Raw genomic sequence first — 19,209 nt, 5'->3', positions numbered from 1 at the left:
TAGTTGACCGAATCATTGACCGATTCTATCTAACGTAGTTAAGAGGCTTTTTCCATCGTTTAGCGTCCCAGGAGAGATTCGAACTCCCGACCGACGGCTTAGAAGGCCGTTGCTCTATCCGGCTGAGCTACTGGGACATTATGTAGGCGTCCGTTAAGGACAATTATTATTATATTAATACAGCATTTAAAAGTCAATACCTTTTATCAATTTGTTTTGCTCTTCATGAAATGGATCATTTCAGACCTGATACAGCAGGCCTGAAATGACTCGTTATCAGTTTACCCTTAACTCTCCATTCCAATCAAGAAGCTTTTCATGTTTGTCTGTATAAAAATCTACTTCAACCTCGGACCCTTCTATGGAGATGACGGCATAGGTTGGTTCATTGCGGTCTCTTGGCAGGCGGATACTTCCCGGGTTTAGATACAGACGTCCCTCTACAAGCTCCGCTCCGAGCATATGAGAATGGCCAAATAAAATAATATTTGCCTCTGTTTCTTCCGCCCGGTATCTGATCCTGTTCAGAGATGATTTGATACCAAACAGATGTCCATGGGTAATAAAAACCTTGAGGTGTCCAGTATCCACGACATGCTCTTCAGGATACATCACGTCAAAGTCGCAGTTCCCCCTGACCTTTTCAAAGCCGTCCATTTCCTCTGATTCAAACGGCAGCTCAGAATCTCCGGCGTGGAACATCCAGTCGACCTGATTACGCCAGACGTCTTTCACACTTTGAAGGATCGTGCGGTCACCGTGGTTATCGCTTACAACAAGTATTTTCATTAAAACACCTCATTTAAGCAGATTTTGCAGGTCCTTTTTCAATTCTTTAAGGGCATTACCCCTGTGGCTGATTTGAGCTTTCTGATCTTTTGTCATTTGGGCAAGCGTTTTTTGCTCTTCGTCTCTCCAGAAAATCGGATCGTAGCCGAAGCCTTCCTGCCCAATCTTTTCATGTGTGATTCTGCCTGAGCAAACACCTGTATAAGTGCGGGTCGGCACGTCAGGTGATGCAAAAGCCAGCGTACAATGAAAATGCGCAGTCCTTTTTTCATCAGGAATTTCCTTAAGTTTCAGGAGAACCTTATTGATATTTGCCTCATCATCTTTATCTTCCCCTGCATACCGTGCTGAAAAAACACCGGGCTCGCCATCGAGTGCATCGACTAAAAGTCCGCTGTCGTCCGCAATAACCGGGATGCCAAGCTTTTTTGCGATGGTTTCAGCTTTTAAAACGGCATTTTCTTCAAATGTGACACCTGTTTCTTCCACTTCACCAAGCTCAGGAAAGTCTTTTAAGGTCTTTACCTGAAAGCCGAGCGGTGCAAACATGGATTCAAATTCTGCTGCTTTACCGGCATTATTTGTAGCAACGATGATCGTTTTCATATATTGACACCCGGGTTGATTTTTTCAGCGGCTTCCCCGATGCTTTCAGCCTGTATTTTGATAATATCGCGAATACCTTTTTGTGCAATGTCGAGCATGGAAAGCAGTTCCTGGTGAGAGAAAGTCGCTTCTTCTCCCGTACCCTGAAGCTCAACAAACTGACCTGCTCCGGTCATCACGACATTCATATCAACATCTGCCTTGCTGTCTTCGATGTAATTAAGATCAAGCACTGCTCCGTCCTCTTCTGTCATACCGACAGAGATAGCTGCGAGGAAGTCTTTTACTGGGAACGTCTCGAGCTTTTTTTCTTCAGCAATTTTTGCAATAGCCAGCGTCATCGCCACAAAAGCACCCGTGATAGAAGCTGTCCGCGTACCACCATCTGCCTGGATGACATCACAATCAATCCAGACCGTACGCTCACCAAGTGCATCAAGATCTACGACTGAACGCAATGCTCTTCCAATCAGTCTTTGTATTTCCATTGTGCGACCGGCGACCTTCCCTTTTGAAGATTCACGAATCGTACGTTGACCAGTTGCTCTCGGCAACATGGAATATTCTGCAGTAATCCACCCTTTTCCTTGCCCTCTCATAAATGGAGGGACCCGTTCATCTACACTGGCCGTACAGATCACTTTTGTATTGCCTGCTGATATGAGCACGGATCCTTCGGGATGAATGAGGTAGTCCCTGTCAATTTTAATTTCTCTTAGCTCTGCCGGTTTTCTTCCATCAGGACGCATGATGATTCCTCCTACTTGATCTGATTCCCTTTATTTTTGCTTCGTTCAGCCGCTCTATACATATAAACGTCTCCTTCGAAGAGGTTATGTGCAAATAGAAAAACCGTGATCGGCTCACGGTAATTTAATCTGCTGAATGGTCATATGTTGGTCATTCATCCATTCCCGGGCAACTTGTCCGAAAATGACAGGGGAGCCAGTTGTATAATACTTGTTTTTCATTTTTTCGTGCCGGGAATTCAGTTCGTCCCTGTAAGCAAGGATCGCACTGACCTCTCTTGCTGTCTCATCACCCGAGCTGATCACCTTCACACCACTCCCAAGATACTGCTCAATGAGCGGCTGCAGCAGTGGATAATGGGTACAGCCGAGAATCAGCGTATCGATGTTCGTCTGCTTCAGACTGTATAGTGTTTCAGCGACGATTTTTTTTGCCATCGAGCTGTTGTACTCTCCACTTTCCACGAGCGGAACGAACTTTGGACAGGCTAGAGGATATGTAACCGTTGTTGGTCTCAAATCTTTAAGGGCATCTTCATACGCCTTACTTTTTATCGTGCCAACCGTACCTAAAATCCCGATCGTATCATTTTTTGTGTACTTAATAGCTGATCTTGCTCCAGGGGAAATGACACCAATAACCGGAATATCAAAAGCGGTTTTAATTTCCTCCAGCGCAACAGCCGTCGCTGTATTGCAGGCAATAATCAGCATTTTGATATCCTGACGGTAAAGGAATTCCGCCATTTCCCATGTATATTGCCTAACCTCTTCTACAGGTCTCGGACCATAGGGACAGCGTGCTGTATCACCAAGATAATAAATTGTCTCATTAGGCAGCTGGTGACTCACTTCTTTTGCAACTGTCAGCCCCCCAACGCCTGAATCCATAATTCCGATTGCTTTACTCAATACTAGCGCCTCACTCTTATCTCATTTCACCATGCAGTTTATTCAGAGCCTTTGCCAGCGCGTCAACTTCTTCTGATGAAAAATCAGAAAGCACCTCATTGAGATCATGCTGACGTTTTTTGATTACTTCCTCAATAATTCGTTCTCCTTCTTCAAGAAGGTGAATTCTTACAACTCTGCGGTCGTTCTCATCCTTCACTCTCATCACAAGGCTATTGCGCTCCATCCGGTCAACAAGGTCTGTCGTTGTACTGCACGCAAGATACATTTTAGTCGAGAGTTCACCAATTGTCATGTCCCCATCCTCAAAAAGCCACTGAAGCGCAATAAATTGAGGAGGCGTAATCGTATATTGGCTTAAGATCTCTCTTCCCTTTTGTTTAATAATGCCGGAAATATAGCGAAGATCCTTCTCAATATCCGCCACGACCTCTTTTGGGTGAAGCTCCTGAGTACCTTTCGTTTCCATCAGCATACACACTCCTAACGTTTCATTCTACTGTCATTGTCACCTTTTTACCGGTAAAGATCAAGAATCTTTTTAGCGGAACTTCATATAAATAAAAAGAAACTGCCTTTAAAAGACAGCTCTCACCTGATCAGCTTGATATTCTTCTTATAAAGAAAGCTCTCCCAGCCGGAGAAGCTCTACAATCGCCTGTGATCTGCCCTTCACACCCAGCTTTTGAATTGTGTTGGAAATATGGTTACGCACCGTTTTTTCACTGATAAAAAGTTCGGACGCAATATCCTTCGTAGTTTTATCTTTTAAAAGTAAAATAAAAACCTCTTTTTCACGCTTAGTTAAAATCGATGTTTTTCTCGTCATCATCTGTATCCCCCTCACCTGCCGAAGCCCGTTTCTTCAGTTTATGAGGATAAGGGGAAAGAAGTGAACGATTGTCTGTCTATTTTTGCAGCTGTTCGGTTGGACGAAGCTGCTCTTTTTCTAAATCTGTCCAGGCGACTCCTTTACCGGTAGTCTTTGAAATTTGAACCATTGTTCCCCTCCCGACAAAAACCGGTACACCTGTACGGTTTAATCCGAGGTAATGGATATCAACAGAAGAATTACCAACTGAATTGGCTTTTACAAACACATTGATGTCTTCATCGAAAAATACCTGCTTTAAAAAATCACACTGCAAATTGGCTACAACTGGGATCGTCTCGTTAGACGGGTTGACCCAATCCTGCATGAAACCGAGTGATTTTAAATATTCAATACGCGCCTGTTCAAAATAAACAAACGGGACCGTATTATTTAAATGTCCGAAAAGATCTGTCTCTGAAAAGCGGACCTTCACCGGATAGGAAAAGGTAAATTCCTTTTGCCAGGCTTCAAAATCTTCAATATAACTGATTTTCATGGTTGACTCCCCTTTTTATGAATGATCATTCATTTTCTTGATTTTACCTTAAATATGCTGATATTGAAAGCCTTATCATAAAATAGGGAGTTAATTGGGGGTCTTTTGAGATCTCGGGCTGGTTAGAAGTGACGGGTTTGATGAAGCGGGTCAGTTTTATATTGGTGCTTAGTCTAGATGAGGGTTCACAGAATTCTACCTCCTTAAATGTGGAGAGCTGGAATGAGCAGCGGGTTGATTTACACAATCACGTGAAACTCGATTGAAATTTTAGGAAAGGGAGGGAGAATCATAGGAACCCAAAGCCAAATCTTTTGAAACACACAGCAAATTCTTTGAAACACTGAAAAAATTTTACGAACCTCGAGCAGAATGACAAATCAAGACTGTCATAACCTGGTCCATAAGTCACTGAACTCACAAATTCTCATACAAGCTGACGAATCTGCAGCCGGAACTCACGAACTCAGCGGCTAACCTCACGAGCTTTTCCTCTAACCTCATAAATTCCACTCGGCACCTCACAAACTCAAAGAACAGCCGGCTCCCAAAAGGAAACCGGCTGCATCAAGAGTACTTATTTTATACTTCTCTGTCACTTCCGAAGAAGCTTCTGAACATCTGGAAGCTTGTGTCGCGGTTTAGCGCCGCAATAGAAGTTGTTAATGGAATGCCTTTCGGACATGCCTGAACGCAGTTTTGTGAGTTACCGCAGTTTGCGAGTCCACCTTCACCCATAATAGCTTCAAGACGCTCGTTTTTGTTCATGGAGCCTGTCGGATGAGCATTGAACAGACGAACCTGTGAAAGTGGCGCAGGTCCGATAAAGTCTGATTTGCTGTTTACGTTTGGACATGCTTCAAGACATACACCACATGTCATACATTTTGACAGCTCATAGGCCCACTGACGTTTTTTCTCAGGCATACGCGGTCCAGGACCAAGATCGTACGTTCCGTCAATTGGAATCCATGCTTTTACTTTCTTCAGTGAATCAAACATGCGGCTGCGGTCAACCTGAAGGTCACGCACGACCGGGAATGTTTTCATCGGCTCAAGGCGGATCGGCTGTTCAAGCTGGTCAACAAGTGCTGTACAAGACTGACGCGGCTTGCCGTTGATGACCATTGAACACGCTCCGCAAACCTCTTCCAGACAGCCCATATCCCAGGCTACCGGCTGAGTTTTTTCACCTTTTTTATTGAAAGGGTTACGGCGGATTTCCATCAGCGCCGAGATCACGTTCATATTCGGACGGTAAGGAATCTCAAACTCTTCGAAATAAGGTTCTGACTGACCGTCGTCCTGACGGTGAATCTCAAACTTAATCACCTTATTTTCTGTCATTGTATCTGCTGTTGTCATGATTATTTTGCTCCTTTCTTCTTGGAGTAATCGCGCTTACGCGGCTCAATCAGTGACACGTCTACATCTTCAAAATGGAATTCAGGTGCGTTTGTTGCAGGATTGAATTTCGCCATTGTTGTTTTCAGGAAGTCAGCATCGTTACGTTCCGGGAACTCCGGCTTATAATGAGCGCCGCGGCTTTCATCACGCTTTAGGGCACCGATTGTTACAACACGTGAAAGGTGAAGCATACCTTTTAACTGGCGGGTAAATACTGCTCCCTGGTTACTCCATTTCGCTGTATCGTTGATATTAATGCGCTTGAAGCGTTCCTGAAGCTCCTGAATTTTCTCATCTGTTTCACGCAGCTTGTCGTTGTAGCGCACAACCGTTACGTTGTCCGTCATCCACTCACCAAGCTCTTTGTGAATCACATAAGCATTTTCGTCGCCGTCCATTGCCATGATTTCATCCCACTCGTCCTGCTTTTCTTTCACAAAACGTGTGTAGATTTCTTCCGGCATATCTTCAGCTGTCTGCTCAAGTCCGTTAATATATTTCACTGCATTTGGTCCGGCAACCATCCCGCCGTAAATAGAGGATAACAGTGAGTTTGCGCCAAGACGGTTTGCACCGTGAATCGAGTAATCACACTCACCGGCTGCGAACAGGCCAGGAATGTTTGTCATCTGATCATAATCTACCCATAGTCCACCCATTGAATAGTGAACAGCCGGGAAGATCTTCATTGGTACTTTACGAGGGTCATCACCCATGAATTTCTCATAGATTTCGATGATTCCACCGAGCTTAATGTCAAGCTCCTTAGGATCTTTATGTGAAAGATCCAGGTAAACCATGTTTTCTCCGTTGATACCCAGTTTTTGACGCACGCATACGTCGAAAATTTCACGTGTGGCAATATCACGAGGTACAAGGTTTCCGTATGCAGGATACTTCTCTTCAAGGAAGTACCATGGTTTGCCATCCTTATACGTCCATACACGTCCACCTTCACCACGCGCTGACTCACTCATAAGACGAAGCTTATCGTCACCAGGAATCGCAGTCGGGTGGATCTGAATGAATTCACCGTTTGAGTAATAAACACCCTGCTGGTAAGCAACAGATGCTGCAGCACCAGTGTTGATGACGGAGTTCGTTGATTTACCAAAGATGATTCCAGGACCACCTGTTGCAAGAATCACCGCATCTCCACGGAAAGCTTTGATTTCCATTGTTTTCAGATCCTGAGATACGACGCCGCGGCAAACGCCATCGTCGTCAAGTACAGAACCGAGGAATTCCCAGCCTTCATATTTTGTTACAAGACCGGCTACTTCATGACGTCTTACCTGCTCATCAAGTGCATATAACAGCTGCTGGCCTGTTGTCGCCCCTGCAAATGCTGTACGGTGATGCTGTGTGCCCCCGAAACGTCTGAAGTCAAGCAGACCTTCAGGTGTACGGTTGAACATAACGCCCATACGGTCAAGAAGGTGAATGATACCAGGCGCTGCCTCACACATTGCTTTAACAGGAGGCTGGTTCGCAAGGAAGTCTCCTCCGTAAACCGTGTCATCAAAGTGTTCCCAAGGAGAATCCCCTTCACCTTTTGTATTAACCGCTCCGTTAATGCCGCCCTGGGCACATACAGAGTGTGAACGCTTTACTGGAACGAGAGAGAATAAATCTACTGACATTCCGGCTTCAGCTGCTTTAATCGTTGCCATCAGTCCGGCAAGTCCGCCGCCTACAACGATAATTTTCCCTTTACTCATTTTGTCACTCTCCTTACTGATTTCAAGCCATAACTTTTATACCGATCGATTTATACAAACGCCAGAATTGCACGTACACCAATAATAGTTAATACAACAAAGACACCCATTGTTGCATATGTTGAGATCACTTGTGAACGGGGACTTACAGTGATACCCCATGACACGAAGAATGACCACAGTCCGTTAGCAAAGTGGAATGTTGTGGATACAACACCAGCGATATAGAACGCTACCATCCATGGATTAGCCAAAATTGCTTCCATCATGCCAAAGTCAACTTCTGCACCCAGCGCTGCCTGAATACGCGTTTCCCAGATATGCCATGTTACAAAGATCAGCGTAAAGATCCCTGTAAGACGCTGAAGAAGGAACATATAGTTTCGAAGTGTTCCATAACGTCTCGTATTGTTTTTCGAAGTAAATGCGATGTATACTCCGTAGATTGCGTGGAAGTATAAAGGAATAAAAATAATGAAAATTTCAAGGAAAATTCTAAAAGGTAAACTCTCCATAAAGTGTGCTGCATCGTTGAAAGCCTGTTCGCTTCTGGTAGCGAAATGGTTAACAACTAAGTGTTGAATCAGGAAGATTCCTACAGGAATAACCCCAAGTAAGGAATGCAGCCTCCTCCAATAAAACTCTCGATTTTCTGCCATCGAATGTAACCCCCTCTTGATTAAGTAACGCTGCTGCCAGTGTTCCCCAGATTCCAACACAAGCAACAAAATTTCGCACAGTATAACATTTATGTGACAAATTTATTGTACTCCTCTATGTATAGAGCGTCAAGAAAACGTATACATAAAAACGATTCTGAACACTCTGTCTTTACAGTGCAATAAAAACCTCTAGAATGCAGGTTTCACACATTCTGTTCACATAAATTTCACAAATAAACATTTTTCACAATCTATTATCGCAATAAAGCATATTCTAGTGGATATTTAATTAAAATGAACCATTTCCACCTTCAGCCCTTACACTTTCGACAGAGACCCGATATAATAAATGTGTGGAAAGTGAGGGTTTATTATGTCAAATGAACAAGAAACACCATTGGACCATTTTGGATTTACCATGATCAGAGACGAGCTTATCCCGGATCTGCTGGGTACGCATACAAAGGACATACTATACTGGGCAGGTAAAAACATGGCCCGTAAATATCCATGTGAAAATGAAGGAGAACTGATCGCTTTTTTCTCACGTGCAAACTGGGGCAGCCTGATGATCATCCGTCAGAAAAATGATGAGATGCACTTTGAATTGTCCGGCTCTATCGTCGAGGAACGATTAAAAATCAAGGAAAGCCAATTTTCACTTGAAGCAGGGTTCCTCGCTGAACAAATAGCGATGATGAAGCAGTACCAGACTGAAGCTGTTTTTCAGAAAGAGAAGAAAAACAAAGTTCAGTTTGAATTGAAGTCTGACTCAAGAGATCCTTATTCTCTTCCATCCAGAAAGGCCAACAGCCGCGTCTGAGCATACATAAAAGCGCCTGAAGAACGAATCAGGCGCTTTATTTTATTATGCCTGCCCGGCTGCAAGCTCGCTCAGGCTGAAGCTGTCATGCAGAATTTGTGCCGCATCCTGCATTTTCTCCATATCCACCAATGCAGAAACCTTAATCTCAGACGTGCTGACCATTTTCATTTGAATTCCGTTTGATGCAAGTACGCTGAACATTTTCGCTGCCACACCCGGATTTGATACCATACCGGACCCAACGATGGAAACCTTCGCTAACCCTGATTCGTGCTCAATCTGATCAAATCCGATCTGCTCTCTGTGCTGCTCAAGTACTTCAAGCGCTTCATGCAATGCAGCTTCTTTAATAGAGAATGAAAGATTAACCTTCCCGGTATCTGTTTTACTCTGAATAATAATATCCACATCAATGTGATTATCAGCCAATACGGTGAAAACAGATGACATCCCTATTAATTCATCCTGCAAACCGACAACGGTCATTCTGACAATCCCCTGATCAAATGCTACTCCTCGTACAACCAAATTTCCTTCCATTGGTGCATCCTCCTCAATAATCGTTCCTTCCACTTCTTCCATACTCGAACGGACTGTTAATGTAATCTGATGATTTTTAGCAAACTCAACCGCCCTTGGATGCAGAACGCCCGCACCAAGATTTGCCATCTCAAGCATTTCATCATAAGATACGGCTGTTAATTTTCTTGCACCCTTCACATATCTCGGATCTGTTGTATATACGCCATCAACATCTGTATAAATATCACACCGGTCTGCGCGCAGTGCTGCTGCGAGTGCTACAGCGGTCGTATCGGATCCACCACGGCCCAGTGTTGTAATTTCACCGTTCTCATCCATTCCTTGAAATCCTGCGACAACAAGAACACGTCCTTCATTCAGCAGTCCCTTTACACGCTCCGTCTTAACATCTGTAATTCTTGCGTTGCTGAAAACAGCCTCTGTACGGATTCCTGCCTGCCAGCCCGTTAAGGACGTACTTTTATATCCTCTGTTTTGAAGCGCCATGGATAAGAGTGAAATCGACATCTGCTCTCCCGTTGTCAGCAGCATATCCATTTCACGCTTCTCAGGTCTTGAGGTCATTTCCCCTGCCAGTCTGACAAGCTCATCTGTTGTTTTCCCCATTGCAGACACAACGACAATTACATCATTCCCTCGCTCTTTTTCCTGAATGACGCGATTGGCTACATGATGGATCTTCTCAACTGATCCTACTGACGTTCCGCCAAACTTCTGAACAACTAAACCCACTTTAATTTCCTTCTCTCATATTGTATTTCTCAACCTTCCGCGAAATAAAAAAAAGCAATGGGGAAGGCTATCCCCATTGCTTTTTAACAGACATCGTCCGTATATCGCACAGGTGAGATAGCTCTCCAGAACAGGTCAATGTTCTGACAGCCCTGCACCTCTTAAATGCAGAACCAGCAATCAGCTCGATGAATGGCTGATCACTTCGGCGGTCCGCCCCTTTCACACAGCTTCAAAGGAGTTCATCATCCTCTGCTGTGCTACTATTGACGTCCGCACCTCTATCACCACTTTAGAAAAAGTGTATAATTTTCACTCATTATAGCACTGCTTTTTTTAGACAGCAACACTATTCCTTCAATTTCTCCACAATTTTCTCAGCTGTCGCGGCCGGGATTCCCGCCTTCACGATTTCTTCAAGCGGCGCTTCCCGCAGTTTTTTTACCGACCCGAAATAACGTAAAATCTGCTTTTTACGCTGAGGTCCGACACCCGGAATTTCATCTAGCACTGACTGAATGGAGTTCTTGCCGCGCACCTGTCTGTGAAACGTGATCGCAAACCGGTGAACTTCATCCTGGATTCTCTGCAGCAGATAAAACTCCTGACTGCGCCTGTTCAGCGGAATGATTTCAAGCGGATTCCCGTATAACAGCTGTGAAGTATTATGGCGGTCATCCTTGGCGAGACCGGCAACCGGAACCTCAATGCCAAGTTCATCTTCAATGATTTCACGCGCTGCTTCAATTTGTCCCTTCCCTCCATCAATCAGGATCAAATCAGGTAAAGGAAGATCGTCTCTCAGAACACGGGTGTATCGTCTCCGAATGACTTCACGCATGGATTCGTAGTCATCAGGACCCTGAACCGTCTTGATTTTATATTTCCTGTATTCTTTCCGGTCCGGCTTACCGTCCTGGAAGACAACCATTGCAGAGACTGCATCCGCCCCCTGAATATTGGAGTTGTCAAACGCTTCAATTCGGAGCGGAGGGTAAATATTCATCGCCGCACCAAGACTTTCAACAGCGCGGATTGTCCGGTCTTCATCACGTTCAATCAAGGCGAATTTCTCATGCAGCGCGATCCGGGCATTTTTAGAAGCAAGATTAACGAGATCCTTCTTTTGTCCCCTTACCGGCTGCTTAACTGTTACCTCAAGCAGCTCCTCAGCCATCTCACGGTTGATGGATTGCGGCACGAGCACTTCCTTCGGCTTGAAATGATTCGCTTTCATATAGAATTGACCGAGAAACGTAAGAAATTCCTCTTCAGCCTCATCGTATATGGGGAAAAGCGACACATCCCGTTCAATCAGTTTTCCCTGACGGATAAAGAAAACCTGCACACACATCCAGCCTTTATCGACAGAATAACCGAAAATATCACGGTTCGTGAAATCATTCATTGTCATCTTCTGCTTTTCCATCGTCGCTTCAATGTGAATAATCTGATCCCTGAATTCCTTTGCCCGTTCAAATTCGAGATTTTCTGCAGCTTTCTCCATTTTCACTTTTAACTCTTTTTTCACGTCCTTAAATCCGCCATTGAGAAAACGTGCGATATCCTCTGTCATTTGGCGGTACGTGCCTTCCTCCACCTTAAATTCACAAGGTGCAAGACATTGTCCCATATGATAATAGAGACAGACTTTATCAGGAAGTGTAGAGCATTTTCTGAGTGGATACATACGGTCCAGCAGTTTTTTCGTTTCGTTGGCCGCCTGCGCATTCGGATAGGGACCGAAGTATTTCCCTTTATCCCTTTTTACTTTCCGAGTAATCAGGAGCCGCGGGTGTCTTTCTGCTGTTACTTTAATGAACGGATACGTTTTATCATCCTTCAGCATGACGTTATATTTAGGGTCATGTTTTTTAATGAGGTTCAATTCAAGAATGAGTGCCTCCATATTGGAGGAGGTCACGATATATTCAAAGTCCTCAATTTCAGAAACGAGGCGCTGTGTTTTGCCGTCATGCGAGCCTGTAAAATAGGACCGGACTCGGTTTTTTAGCACCTTTGCTTTTCCGACGTAGATAATGGTTCCCTGACGGTCTTTCATCAGATAACAACCCGGCTGGTCAGGAAGGACGGCCAGCTTATTTTTGAGTAAGTCGTTCATGTCGATGGCCTCCTGGTAAATATTTTTGAAGAGTTTTTTCTTGTTTGCTGCGGGTCGTGGATGACCGGCTTATTCTACCATTTTACTTTAGTGTGTGATGTTTAATCAAAAATTAAAGTTGTTTTTGTGGGAGATGGACTGTAGAGGAATTTCCGTTTATTGAAACCGGGCAGGTGAGCATCCTCCGCTTTCCGTGGCCGCGCGGTGAGCCAGCTAGTGCTACGCACTACGCTGTCTCACCTGTCGCTCCTCCGCCACAGGAGTCTGCGGATGCTCACCTGCCCTTCGTGATTCGACTCTATCTATTGATTTTTCAAAAAATGAAAAACCGAAAAAATTAGTTCATTGCAATGATAAAGTCTACTGAAAACATACTACGCTTTTTTTGTGTCTAGCTGCGGCGACTAGCCCCTCGAGGTCATAAGTCAAAGCTGAACGTGGGCGAAGGTCAGCCCTTTTTTCATCTTCGCCTTATGCTTGTCGGGACTGGACGAGTCGCCTTCGCTTTTCTAATGAAAAAACCGGGCGCTGGGCCCGGTTTTTGGTTTTGTTTTGCTTATGCGTGTTTGCTTAGAAGCTCTTCTAGGGCTTCTTTCGGCTGGAAGCCTACTACTTTGTCCACGATTTCTCCGTCTTTGAATACGACAAGAGTCGGGATGCTCATTACGCCGAATTTGCTTGCTGTTTCCTGGTTTTCGTCAACGTCAAGCTTTACGATTTTCACTTTATCGCCCATGTCAGCATCAAGTTCTTCTAGAACGGGTGCAATCATTTTACAAGGTCCGCACCATGTTGCCCAGAAATCAGCTAGTACTAGACCGTCTTTTGTTTCTTCAGTAAATGTTTGATCAGTTGCGTGTGCAATTGCCATTCGTAATTCCTCCTTATTGGTTCCGAATCTAAAATGAGTATAGCAGGCAGAAAAAGGTTTCGCCACCTTTATGCTTAACATCATGGACTTAAAAGAAAAGGGCAGGACGCTCTGTTGAGAGTTTGTCCCACCCGTTTATAAAATTAAGATACTTTTACTTTTTTAAATTCTTCAATCAGTAATGGTACAACTTCGAACAGGTCTCCTACAATTCCATAGTCGGCCACTTTAAAGATGTTCGCTTCCGGATCTTTATTGATCGCCACGATGACTTTTGAGTTTGACATACCGGCCATGTGCTGAATCGCACCTGAGATTCCGCATGCAATATACAAATCAGGTGTAACAACTTTACCTGTCTGGCCGATTTGCAGTGAATAGTCACAGTAATCAGCGTCACATGCTCCACGGGAAGCGCCTACTGCACCGCCAAGAAGGTCAGCAAGCTCTTTTAACGGTTCAAATCCTTCTTCACTCTTGACTCCGCGTCCGCCGGCTACGATGACTTTTGCTTCTGACAGATCCACTCCGTCTGTTGCTTTACGGACAACATCTTTGATGATTGTACGAAGGTCTTTAATGTCCACGCTTACAGATGAAACTTCACCTGAGCGGCCTTCTTCCTTATCAAGCGGTGCAATGTTGTTTGGACGGATCGTAATAAATGTCAGGCCGTCTTTGATGACTTTCTTTTCAAATGCCTTACCACTGTAAATTGGACGGATGAACACAGGGCCATCCTCAATCGACGTTACATCTGATACAAGGCCGATGTTCAGTCTTCCTGCAATTTTAGGTGAAAGGTCTTTACCAAGTGCAGTGTGGCCGAAAACGAGCGCTTCCGGAGACTCCTGTTCAATCACAGCTAGTAATGCCTGTGCATAACCATCAGAAGAATACTGTTCGAGCTTTGCATCCTCAACAGTTACGACTTTATCAGCACCGTAAGCGAATAATTCATCTGCCAATCCGGCAACCTGGTTTCCAACGAGTACACTGACAACCTCGCCACCATCTGAGATTTTCTTTCCGGCTGCGATTGCTTCAAACGATACGTTTCTAAGTGCACCTTCTCTGGATTCTGCTAAAACGACTACTTTTTTGCTCATATGATAAAACCTCCTGGTTATTGTCATGTTTAGTCCTGTCTTTGACTCTGAAATGACGAGTCTGACTGTTTAGTTTACATGTGAAATCAGATTACTTTTGCTTCTTTTCTAAGAAGGTCCACAAGTTCTTTCACCTGTGCGTCAATGTCACCATCAAGAATACGCCCTGCTTCTTTTGCAGGTGGCAGGTAAATTTCAACTGTTTCTGTTTTTGGTTCAACATCTTCTTCCTCTAGATCCAGATCATCAAGCTCAAGCTCATCAAGCGGCTTTTTCTTTGCTTTCATGATCCCCGGAAGTGATGGATAACGCGGATCATTCAGACCTTGCTGTGCCGTAACGAGTAGTGGAAGTGAAGTTTCGATTGTTTCAGAATCTCCTTCTACGTCACGGACAATGGTTACTGTGTCTCCATCAATTTTGATGCTTGTGATCGTCGTTACGTAAGGGATGTTTAACTGCTCAGCCACACGCGGACCGACCTGACCTGAACCGCCATCAATTGCCACGTTTCCTCCGATGATCAGATCCGCTTCCTTATCTTTCAGGTATTCAGCAAGAATTTTTGCTGTTGTAAACTGATCCGTTTCATCCAGGTCATCTTCAATATTAACAAGCACTGCTTTATCAGCACCCATTGCTAAAGCAGTACGAAGCTGCTTTTCTGTCTCTTCATTACCGACTGATACAACAGTTACTTCTCCACCGTGCTCATCGCGAAGCTGGATGGCTTCCTCGATCGCATATTCATCGTAAGGGTTGATGATGAATTCCGCTCCGTCTTCAGCAATCTTTCCACCCTGGACTGAAATTTTTTCCTCTGTATCAAACGTTCTTTTCATCAGTACGTAAATATTCATATTATTCCCTCCGATTTTTGATGATGATTAATTTATATTAATTTCCCTTAAAAACAGGTTTTCTTTTCTCAATGAACGCGCCAATGCCTTCTTTTGCGTCCTCTGACACGAATACTTCTCCAAAAAGCTCCGCTTCTTTATCAACACCGGCCTGAAATTCTCCGCGTTTTGAATATTGAAGCAGGTCGATCGCCGCTTTTACTGAAACCGGACTCTTTTGAGCCAGTTTTAATGCAAGCGCTTTCGATTTTTCGAATACTTCTTCTTCAGGGAACGCCTTATTGGCAAGACCCCACTGCACAGCTTCTTCCCCAGTTATCGGATCGCTTGATAAAAGCATTTCCGCCGCTTTGGCGAATCCTACAAATCTTGGCAGCCTTTGCGAGCCTGCAAATCCCGGAATCAACCCGAGCTGCAGCTCAGGAAGGCCAAGCTTGGCGGACTCACTCACGTAACGGATATGGCAGCCCATTGCAAGTTCAAGACCACCACCTAAAGCCGCCCCATGGATTGAGGCAATAATCGGCTTTGAGAACGCTTCCATTCTTTCGAATACGCGTTGACCCCTCTGTGCCAGTTTAGTAAACTCTGCACCGGAAGGAACCTCAGTGAATTCCTTGATGTCTGCCCCTGCAGAAAAAAACCTGCCTTCACCGTGGATGAGAAGGACTCTTACATCCTGATCATGTTCGACTGCATCGAGCCACGAATCAATTTCTTCAATCAGCGCACCGGACAAAGCGTTTGCCGGGGGACGGCTGATTGTAGCTGTTGAAATAAACTCATTGTTCTCCCATCGTAAAAATCCCATGTTCTTTTCCCCCTTTATTTGCGCAATCCTTTTACAAGAAGGGTATGTACACCCGGAGCCAGATCGGTGATTGAATATTTCTGATCATTAATCACCCAGGAAGTGGCTACCTCATCAATCGTACCAAAGACCATTTGCCTTGCCAATCGAATATCAAGGTCCTCAGACAGTACACCGTTATCAACGCCGTTTTGAAGCACCTCATCAACGAGTACGAGATATTCCTTCAGCACTTTGTTTATCCGGAGTCTGATATCTTTGTTAGACTGCCTCAGTTCAAGCTGTGTTACAATAGCAAGGTGATGATCCTCTGCAAGCATATTAAAATGGCTGTCTACCAGTATTTTCAGCTGATCAATGGCGTCGGTTTTATCCGACATTCTCGTTCTGATCGACTGTACAAACTGACCCATTTTTTCTTCAAATAAAGAAATGAGGATATCTTCTTTATTTTTGAAATACAGATAAATCGTACCGTCTGCAACACCTGCCTGCTTGGCAATCTTCGAAACCTGAGCATGATGGTAGCCGTTTTCGGCAATGACCACAACGGCTGCATCAATAATCATTTTATATTTTGGTTTATCCTTCTTCATCAGGCCATCACCTTTCAGACAAAATAAAAGACGAAAATATGAATGATGATTCATTCATATTTTCATCTTACTAAGAAATGCGATTTCCGTCAAGCAAAATCGCATTTGAAATCAGGTCATTACGACGTGAACTTCTGCTGCTCCTGCTTCTCTTTTTCCTCTTCTACAAGCTTTCTTCTGAGAATCTTACCGACCGCTGTTTTAGGAAGCTCATCACGGAACTCATAAATTCTCGGAACCTTGTAAGCTGCTAAATGCTTGCGTGCAAATTCATCGAGCTCTTCCTGGGTTGCCTGCGCTCCCTGTTTTAACACAACAAACAGCTTTACCGTTTCTCCGCGGTACGCATCAGGTACTCCAACAGCCACTACTTCCTGCACAGCAGGATGCTCATACATTACTTCTTCAATTTCACGCGGATAAATATTAAATCCACCGGCGATAATCATATCTTTTTTACGGTCTACTACATAAAACATACCCTGTTCATCCATATATCCAAGGTCCCCTGTATAAAGCCAACCATCACGTAAAACTGCTGCAGTTTCTTCAGGCTGATTCCAGTATCCCTTCATCACCTGAGGACCTTTTACGATAATTTCCCCGACTTCTCCCGGAGGAAGCTCCTGGCCTGTTTCCATGGAAACAATTTTCGAATCAGTATCCGGCCACGGCACACCTACACTTCCCTTAATCCGCTGCTGATCCCAGATGAAGTTTGAGTGAGTAACCGGAGAAGATTCAGTCAATCCGTAACCTTCCACCAGCTTTCCACCTGTCAGCTTTTCGAATTTCTCCTGTACTTCAACCGGCAGTGGAGCTGATCCACTGATACATGATTGAACAGATGTTAAATCATATTTTTTAAGATCAGGGTGATTTAAAATACCAATGTAAATGGTAGGTGCACCCGGAAAAATCGTTGGCTTTTGCTTATGAATCGTTTTCAATGCTGTTTCCACATCGAATTTTGGAAGAAGGATCATCTTGTATCCCTGCATGATGGAAAGAATCATGACTGTTGTCATGCCATACACATGGAAAAACGGCAGGATTCCCATAATGCTCTCTTCGCCCTTTTTATTTTTATACAGCCAGGCATCACACATAGAAGCATTCGCAATCAGGTTTTTATGTGTGAGCATAACGCCTTTAGGAAAACCGGTTGTTCCACCAGTATACTGCAGGATCGCTACATCCTCTTCAAAGTTGAGCGATGGCACTTCAGGATCCGGAGTAGCTGTTTTAAGTATTTCCGTTAACAGATGATTGCTGCCTGCATGCTCCACCTTTACCGTAATACCATACTGCTTTTTCTGAATGAAAGGATAAATCAGGTTTTTAGGAAACGGAAGAAAATCCTTGATCCCCGTAATGATCATATGCTCAAGGTCTGTATCATTAAAAACCTTGGACACGCGAGGGAATAAAATATCCAGCGTAACAATCGCTTTTGCTCCGGAATCCTTCATTTGATACTCAATTTCGCGCTCCGTATAAAGCGGGTTTGTCTGTACGACAATTCCCCCGGCATACAAAATACCGTAATAGGCAATGACAGACGCTGGCGTGTTTGGCAGCATAATGGCTACCCGGTCTCCCTTTTTAATGCCGATATCCTGAAGATACTTCGCCATTTTTAAGGATGACTCATGCATTTCCTTAAAGGTGAATTCCTTCCCCATGAAATGAACAGCTTTTTTGTCAGGGTACGCGACCGCTGCCTCTGTCAAATACGCATGGACCGGTTTTGGATCATACTGCAGTGTTGTGGGAATCGTGTCTGGATATAAGTTCAGCCATGGCTGTGCAGACATTGAACAACCTCCTTAAGATAATTTTTAGAAAATTCCCATTTCTGATTTCATTATAACCAATAGAGAAAGCGGTTACAATTTTTCTATGAAAAAAGACACAGAAAAAGTTTTGGATTGAAAGAAAAGTGCGCTGAATGGTGCACTTTTCCCCAACTAAAGCTTTTCCCTTGTCATTTTTACATCGTGAACCAGTATACAATACCGATGACAATAAAAACTGCGCAGCAGCCGATTAATATTTTTGACAGTGTTTCCATTTCTGATCTCCTTTACATGATACTCGCGCCGACTACAAAAGATAACCCGACTGAGATAATCATTGAAATGAACCCGACAGCTTTATTTCCTTTTCCAATTTCTGTGTCCACGTTAAATCTTGGTGTCAGAAACTCAAACATGAAATATGCGATGAGCAGCATTACATAACCAAAAACGCCCCATCCAATCATGGCTAAAAGGGTATCATGCTGATCAATCGAGCTCGTAAAAATGTTTGCAATTCCGAATATCTTTCCGCCGGTCGCCATGGCAACAGCCATATTGCCATTTTTAATTTCTTCCCAGTTGTTATATTTAGTGACCAGCTCAAAAACAGCCAGAAATAAAATCATACATAAAACGACTACACTATAGTAACCGGCTGATTCCACGAGTGGATGACTCCAAAAGGCTTCCATCATTATTCACCTGCTGTTTCATTTATTTA

Annotated in this window: 20 protein-coding genes, 1 tRNA gene and 1 riboswitch; of the genes, 1 reads left to right on the top strand and 20 read right to left on the bottom strand. The window is 44.0% G+C overall.

Going from position 1 to position 19,209, the window contains the following annotated elements; translation table 11 throughout:
* Positions 1–63 precede the first annotated feature (63 nt).
* The 11 genes from H7968_RS13785 to H7968_RS13735 form a co-directional block, all read right to left on the bottom strand.
* Positions 64–137, bottom strand: a tRNA-Arg gene (locus H7968_RS13785).
* Positions 138–276: 139 nt separating this feature from the next.
* Positions 277–789, bottom strand: coding sequence for a metallophosphoesterase (locus H7968_RS13780; RefSeq protein ID WP_227396694.1), 513 nt, complete (start codon positions 787–789; stop codon positions 277–279).
* 9 nt (positions 790–798) lie between these two features.
* Positions 799–1,395 (bottom strand): XTP/dITP diphosphatase, encoded by a 597-nt coding sequence (locus tag H7968_RS13775; protein ID WP_227396693.1) that lies wholly within the window; start codon positions 1,393–1,395, stop codon positions 799–801.
* A complete protein-coding gene (gene rph, locus H7968_RS13770) occupies positions 1,392–2,144 on the bottom strand; it encodes a ribonuclease PH (protein ID WP_227396692.1) in 753 nt (250 codons plus the stop codon). Before rph ends, H7968_RS13775 begins: the two co-directional genes overlap by 4 nt.
* A 114-nt stretch (positions 2,145–2,258) precedes the next feature.
* Entirely contained in the window at positions 2,259–3,056 is a 798-nt protein-coding gene (gene racE, locus H7968_RS13765) for a glutamate racemase (protein WP_227396691.1), read from the bottom strand.
* A gap of 16 nt (positions 3,057–3,072) precedes the next feature.
* Positions 3,073–3,525: a MarR family winged helix-turn-helix transcriptional regulator gene (locus H7968_RS13760; protein WP_227396690.1), complete on the bottom strand. Its 453-nt coding sequence runs from the start codon at positions 3,523–3,525 to the stop codon at positions 3,073–3,075.
* Between the two features lie 147 nt (positions 3,526–3,672).
* Positions 3,673–3,888 (bottom strand): helix-turn-helix domain-containing protein, encoded by a 216-nt coding sequence (locus H7968_RS13755; RefSeq protein ID WP_227396689.1) that lies wholly within the window; start codon positions 3,886–3,888, stop codon positions 3,673–3,675.
* Positions 3,889–3,964: 76 nt separating this feature from the next.
* The gene (locus tag H7968_RS13750; RefSeq protein WP_227396688.1) at positions 3,965–4,426 is read right to left on the bottom strand and encodes an acyl-CoA thioesterase; all 462 of its coding nucleotides are present in this window, start codon (positions 4,424–4,426) and stop codon (positions 3,965–3,967) included.
* A 582-nt stretch (positions 4,427–5,008) separates the two neighbouring features.
* Positions 5,009–5,773 (bottom strand): succinate dehydrogenase iron-sulfur subunit, encoded by a 765-nt coding sequence (gene sdhB, locus H7968_RS13745; protein WP_134376904.1) that lies wholly within the window; start codon positions 5,771–5,773, stop codon positions 5,009–5,011.
* Positions 5,774–5,793: 20 nt separating this feature from the next.
* Positions 5,794–7,554: a succinate dehydrogenase flavoprotein subunit gene (gene sdhA, locus H7968_RS13740; protein ID WP_227396687.1), complete on the bottom strand. Its 1,761-nt coding sequence runs from the start codon at positions 7,552–7,554 to the stop codon at positions 5,794–5,796.
* Between the two features lie 50 nt (positions 7,555–7,604).
* Positions 7,605–8,213, bottom strand: coding sequence for a succinate dehydrogenase cytochrome b558 subunit (locus H7968_RS13735; RefSeq protein WP_227396686.1), 609 nt, complete (start codon positions 8,211–8,213; stop codon positions 7,605–7,607).
* 376 nt (positions 8,214–8,589) lie between these two features.
* Between H7968_RS13735 and H7968_RS13730 the strand changes: the two genes are divergently transcribed.
* Complete coding sequence (locus tag H7968_RS13730) at positions 8,590–9,039, top strand: YslB family protein (RefSeq protein ID WP_227396685.1); 450 nt, start codon at positions 8,590–8,592, stop codon at positions 9,037–9,039.
* A gap of 45 nt (positions 9,040–9,084) precedes the next feature.
* On the opposite strand, the gene H7968_RS13725 is transcribed toward H7968_RS13730, so the two are convergent.
* From H7968_RS13725 to H7968_RS13685, 9 genes are all read right to left on the bottom strand, one after another.
* Positions 9,085–10,317, bottom strand: coding sequence for an aspartate kinase (locus H7968_RS13725; RefSeq protein WP_227396684.1), 1,233 nt, complete (start codon positions 10,315–10,317; stop codon positions 9,085–9,087).
* 110 nt (positions 10,318–10,427) lie between these two features.
* Positions 10,428–10,609: riboswitch (Lysine riboswitch) on the bottom strand.
* A 57-nt stretch (positions 10,610–10,666) separates the two neighbouring features.
* Entirely contained in the window at positions 10,667–12,439 is a 1,773-nt protein-coding gene (gene uvrC, locus H7968_RS13720) for an excinuclease ABC subunit UvrC (RefSeq protein ID WP_227396683.1), read from the bottom strand.
* Positions 12,440–12,995: 556 nt separating this feature from the next.
* A complete protein-coding gene (gene trxA, locus H7968_RS13715) occupies positions 12,996–13,310 on the bottom strand; it encodes a thioredoxin (RefSeq protein ID WP_227396682.1) in 315 nt (104 codons plus the stop codon).
* A 143-nt stretch (positions 13,311–13,453) separates the two neighbouring features.
* Complete coding sequence (locus H7968_RS13710; RefSeq protein WP_227396681.1) at positions 13,454–14,419, bottom strand: electron transfer flavoprotein subunit alpha/FixB family protein; 966 nt, start codon at positions 14,417–14,419, stop codon at positions 13,454–13,456.
* Between the two features lie 86 nt (positions 14,420–14,505).
* Complete coding sequence (locus H7968_RS13705) at positions 14,506–15,279, bottom strand: electron transfer flavoprotein subunit beta/FixA family protein (RefSeq protein WP_227396680.1); 774 nt, start codon at positions 15,277–15,279, stop codon at positions 14,506–14,508.
* A gap of 37 nt (positions 15,280–15,316) precedes the next feature.
* The gene (locus H7968_RS13700; protein ID WP_227396679.1) at positions 15,317–16,090 is read right to left on the bottom strand and encodes an enoyl-CoA hydratase; all 774 of its coding nucleotides are present in this window, start codon (positions 16,088–16,090) and stop codon (positions 15,317–15,319) included.
* 14 nt (positions 16,091–16,104) lie between these two features.
* Positions 16,105–16,686 carry a TetR/AcrR family transcriptional regulator gene (locus H7968_RS13695; protein WP_227396678.1) on the bottom strand — a complete coding sequence of 194 codons (582 nt, stop codon included), beginning with the start codon at positions 16,684–16,686 and terminating at the stop codon, positions 16,105–16,107.
* Between the two features lie 119 nt (positions 16,687–16,805).
* On the bottom strand, positions 16,806–18,503 hold the full coding sequence (locus H7968_RS13690) for a long-chain-fatty-acid--CoA ligase (RefSeq protein ID WP_227396677.1): 1,698 nt from the start codon (positions 18,501–18,503) through the stop codon (positions 16,806–16,808).
* Between the two features lie 269 nt (positions 18,504–18,772).
* A complete protein-coding gene (locus H7968_RS13685) occupies positions 18,773–19,180 on the bottom strand; it encodes a DUF350 domain-containing protein (RefSeq protein WP_227396821.1) in 408 nt (135 codons plus the stop codon).
* Between the last annotated feature and the right edge of the window lie 29 nt (positions 19,181–19,209).

The organism is Jeotgalibacillus aurantiacus, from assembly GCF_020595125.1.
Classification (GTDB): Bacteria; Bacillota; Bacilli; order Bacillales; family Jeotgalibacillaceae; genus Jeotgalibacillus; species Jeotgalibacillus aurantiacus.
Note: the sequence above shows the minus strand (reverse complement) of the source record. Positions and strands in the feature narration are given on the sequence as shown.